This window comes from bacterium (assembly GCA_027622355.1).
In the GTDB taxonomy this organism is placed as follows: Bacteria; UBA8248; UBA8248; order UBA8248; family UBA8248; genus JAQBZT01.
This window is the reverse complement of the sequence record JAQBZT010000256.1, coordinates 1-4,269: the sequence shown is the minus strand read 5'-3', so window position 1 is coordinate 4,269 and position 4,269 is coordinate 1. Positions and strand designations below refer to the sequence as shown.

At 58.0% G+C, this 4,269-nt stretch carries 5 protein-coding genes and 1 rRNA gene; all 6 read right to left on the bottom strand.

Features of this window, described 5'->3' with window-relative positions; genetic code table 11:
* Positions 1 to 1,036: ribosomal RNA gene (locus O2807_12785) — 16S ribosomal RNA — on the bottom strand; the annotation flags it as partial.
* Positions 1,037 to 1,480: 444 nt separating this feature from the next.
* Positions 1,481 to 1,735 (bottom strand): hypothetical protein, encoded by a 255-nt coding sequence (locus O2807_12780; protein MDA1001375.1) that lies wholly within the window; start codon positions 1,733 to 1,735, stop codon positions 1,481 to 1,483.
* 63 nt (positions 1,736 to 1,798) lie between these two features.
* Positions 1,799 to 2,041 (bottom strand): hypothetical protein, encoded by a 243-nt coding sequence (locus O2807_12775; protein MDA1001374.1) that lies wholly within the window; start codon positions 2,039 to 2,041, stop codon positions 1,799 to 1,801.
* Between the two features lie 94 nt (positions 2,042 to 2,135).
* The gene (locus tag O2807_12770) at positions 2,136 to 2,939 is read right to left on the bottom strand and encodes an alpha/beta fold hydrolase (GenBank protein ID MDA1001373.1); all 804 of its coding nucleotides are present in this window, start codon (positions 2,937 to 2,939) and stop codon (positions 2,136 to 2,138) included.
* Positions 2,940 to 3,177: 238 nt separating this feature from the next.
* Positions 3,178 to 3,498, bottom strand: a complete 321-nt coding sequence (locus O2807_12765; protein MDA1001372.1) for an anti-sigma factor — start codon at positions 3,496 to 3,498, stop codon at positions 3,178 to 3,180.
* A 44-nt stretch (positions 3,499 to 3,542) separates the two neighbouring features.
* Positions 3,543 to 4,130, bottom strand: a complete 588-nt coding sequence (locus O2807_12760) for a sigma-70 family RNA polymerase sigma factor (GenBank protein ID MDA1001371.1) — start codon at positions 4,128 to 4,130, stop codon at positions 3,543 to 3,545.
* Positions 4,131 to 4,269 lie beyond the last annotated feature (139 nt).

Below are 4,269 nucleotides of genomic sequence, written 5' to 3'. Positions count from 1 at the left end.
GAGACTATGTTTCCATAGCTGTCCCATCCAGTTCAAACCCAGGTAAGGTTCTTCGCGTTGCGTCGAATTAAACCACATGCTCCACCGCTTGTGCGGGCCCCCGTCAATTCCTTTGAGTTTTAGCCTTGCGGCCGTACTCCCCAGGCGGGGCACTTATCGCGTTAGCTGCGGCACGGAGGGGGTCAACACCTCCCGCGCCTAGTGCCCATCGTTTACAGCTAGGACTACCAGGGTATCTAATCCTGTTTGCTCCCCTAGCTTTCGCGCCTCAGCGTCAGTAGTGGCCCAGAGAGCCGCCTTCGCCACAGATGTTCTTCCCAATATCTACGCATTTCACCGCTACACTGGGAATTCCGCTCTCCTCTACCACACTCAAGAACAGTAGTATCGAATGCACTTCCTGGGTTGAGCCCAGGGCTTTCACACCCGACTTGCCGTCCCGCCTACACGCCCTTTACGCCCAGTAATTCCGAGCAACGCTTGCTCCCTCCGTCTTACCGCGGCTGCTGGCACGGAGTTAGCCGGAGCTTCCTTTGAGAGTACCGTCAAACGGGGCGGGTATTGGCCACCCCGCCGTTCGTCTTCTCTGACAGGAGTTTACGACCCGAGGGCCTTCATCCTCCACGCGGCGTTGCTGCGTCAGGGTTTCCCCCATTGCGCAATATTCCCCACTGCTGCCTCCCGTAGGAGTCTGGGCCGTATCTCAGTCCCAGTGTGGCCGATCACCCTCTCAGGTCGGCTACCCATCGTCGCCTTGGTGAGCCATTACCTCACCAACTAGCTAATGGGCCGCGAGCCCATCTAAAGGCGGTAGCTTCCATGGAGAGGCCACCTTTTACCTCTGCGCCATTCGACGCCGTGGTCATATCCGGTATTAGCCCTCCTTTCGGAGGGTTATTCCAGACCTAAAGGCAGGTTGCTCACGTGTTACTCACCCGTCCGCCACTCTACTTGCCCGAAGGCTTTCTCGTTCGACTTGCATGTGTTAGGCACGCCGCCAGCGTTCGCTCTGAGCCAGGATCAAACTCTCCAGTTGAAAAACAGCACAAAGGGACTTACCGCAGATTTCGAAAAATCTACGCACACGTACCGGTTACCCGATCGTGCCCCCGCCCCTTTGTAATCATCTGGGGATTTAAAGGACCCGCTCGAACACGTCACACACCCTATTCAATTTTCAGAGAACATTCCGCCTCGAACCGAGGAGGAGCCAAACAAACAGATTAACCGATCTCGGGCTGAGGTGTCAACCCGAAAAACCTGTAAACTCGGGGACTATCGCCCCCGTTCAAATTTTCAGCTTGACCCCAAAAGGATCGAACCTTCCCCCCTCTGGGGTAGGGAGTATATAGGGGTCAAAAACGGATTTGTCAAAGTAAAATTGCATTTATTTTCAAAAACCGCTTCCCCTCCCGCAATTCCGAAATCACGGGGAAAAGAAAAACTACTATACTATTGTTTTTGAAAGCGTTAACCCAAATCAGTACTTTCCCCCCGGCACGTCAATCGGACAGAGTTCGTTGATATCCAGCTGGAGCGCCGCGTTCGATTTGGCGTTAAAGTTTTGAATTCCCACAAAAAGCGTGATTTCCACGATGGCGGGGGTGTCGAAATGGCCCTTGAGGGCCTCGAAATCGGCATCCGAGACCTGAACCGGGGTTTTCGTCATCCCCTCGGCATAGGCCATGGCCACCCGCTCGGCCTCGCTGAAGACAGGGCTCGTGGCGTAATCCATGATGTTCCGGACCTTTTCCTCCTCGTGCCCGGCGCGGAGACTCCGCGCCGCATGGATGTCCACTCAATGGGGACAATCATTCAGCCGCGAGACCAGAAGGGTGAGGAGCGGCTTGAGCGCAGCCGGGGCGTGGCCGCTTTTCTCCTGGGCCGCCTGAAGGCCGGCGATCCCCTGCAGTACCTCCGGGCAATGGGCACGCACCTTCGTCGTCGTCAGCACTTTCCCGAGATGTTTTTCCTGGGCATCGTAGATCGTCTGCACAGCTGGAGAAGCATCTTCACGTGCAATGAATGGGACACGTGCCATCGCACCCTCCCCCTATGAAAAAGAAGAACCAACTCCGGTAAAAAGCGCCGAAGCCCGCATCCGGCGAGGATGTGGGCTTCGGGATTCGGAAAATCTAGGCACCCGGCTTCGAGAAAAACCCCAGGAGCATCTCGTTGGTTTCCTCGGCGGCCTCCATGCTGGTCATATGGCCGGCCCCGGCCACGACCCGCTTTTCGGCGCCAGGAATCTTCCCGGCCAGCTCATCGGCGCACGCCTGAAAACCGGGCAGATCGCGATCGCCCACCACAATCAGCGTCCGGGCGGTGATGGAAGAAGCCATATCGGCCAGCGAAGCGTCATTGGACGGCCCCTCATCGAGCCAATGCGTCCCGGTATAGGTCAGCAAAATACTATCGAGTTGGGCCGCCAAATCCTCGTTCTCCCGGGCCGGCGAGAAAAGCGGCAGCGAGAGCCAGTAATCGCGCGCTGCCTTTAGCCCCTCGGCCCGCAGCGTGGCCATGGTTTGAAGCCGCTGATCGAGGAATTCCGGCATGAAGCGGGCGAAGTCGTAGCCCGCATCGAAAGCGACCAGAGAAGCCACTTTCTCGGGATGCTGGGCAGCCGCCTGAATGGCGATCCCGCCCCCCCGGCTGAGCCCGACCAGATGCGCCTTGGGGGCCCGGATCACATTGAGGAGGTCCATCAAATCTTTCACCTCCTCGTCCCGGCTGTAGCCCGTCGCCGGCTTCTCGGAGCGCCCGTGGCCCCGGAGATCGTAGCTCACCACCCGGTGCGTCCCCCGGAGGGCCTGCTTCTGGGGGCTCCACATGGTGTTGTTCAAGGTAAATCCATGTATGAAAACCACCGGGATCCGGCTCGACCCCGCTCCGAGATCCTCATAGTAAATCTGTATCGAATTGCATACGGCCAGCGCCACAGGGCTACCTCCCAGGAAAATTCGGTTGGACATACTTTCCCGGCGAACCGCCGGTACTGGGGAAAAAATTCGAGGTCAGCGCCGGTGTCACCGGCACGCAGGGCAGGGTATACAATGTTCCGACAATAATCGCAAAGGCTTCCGGACTTTCTCGGCCGAAAATCGCGCGCCCCACGGCATCCGCCGCGGGGTCACCTGGAAGGGAAGCGGAAACAGGAAAGCGGAAACACGAAGCCGGCTACTGCGCGTGGTGGCCACCGAGTCCCTCGCGGGCGCGCTGGTATTCGGCCCGGAGCTTTTCCATCATCTGCTTCGCCGCATCCTCGGAAATTTGCAGGGAGGGATCGGACCGCAGCATGCGGGAAGTTTTTTCGAGCGATTCCATGAATTTCCGGCAAGGGGCGCACATATCCAGATGGGCCTTTATTTTTTCCAGCGTCGCCGCATCAACCTCCTCGTCGATGAACTCCGAGAGGAGAGGCCCCACATCGCTGCAGAGCATCTCCCCTTCCTTCGGGCCGTAGATCATCAACTGGATGGCATGCATGATGGTACGCATTAATATCCGGAACATGGTTTACCTCTCAGAAACTTCCGTCCGCCTCACGCCGTCCCCAGCATCTCTTGCCGGACAAACATCCGCGCCCTGTGAAGCCGGCTTTTCACGGCGGCAACCGATATCTCCAACAACTCCGCCACTTCCTGGGCCGTGTGCCCCTCCCGATCCCGAAGGAGCAGAACGCTGCGGTACTCCTCGGGCAACTTCAATATGGCCTTTTCCAAACGGGCCATCTCCTGCCGGCTCTCAACCACCTCATCCGGTTCGGGGACATGGCCGGTCAGCCGATCCCAAAAACCCGGCTCTTGGCTTTCGAGTTCCTCGGGCGTGACGGTCTCGCGCTGCGGCCGGCGCTTTTCATTCAAGAACAGGTTCATCGCAATGCGGTGCAGCCAGGTCTTGAGCGTCGATTCCCCGCGGAAAGTGGAAAGGCTCCGAAGCGCCCGGATAAAAGTTTCCTGCACCAGATCGAGCGCGTCGTCCGGCTCGCCCGTCATGCGGAGCAGAAAACCGTAAAGCGGGCCCTGATGGATCTGGATCAACTCCTCGAAAGCCGCCTCATCGCCCGCGCGAAGGCGCTCGAGAAATCCGCGCTCACCCAGGGCACCCGTACCTTCCGCCTTCCCGGACATATCCTACCTACTCCTTGGACACGAAAAAGACCAAAAGGTCGCAGATTTTTTCAAACTTTCTTATTTTTCTCACAAATCGCCACAGGTCCGAAACCGGGCGCGCGGCCGAAGGCGAAAAAAAACCTCATTAACCCTCATT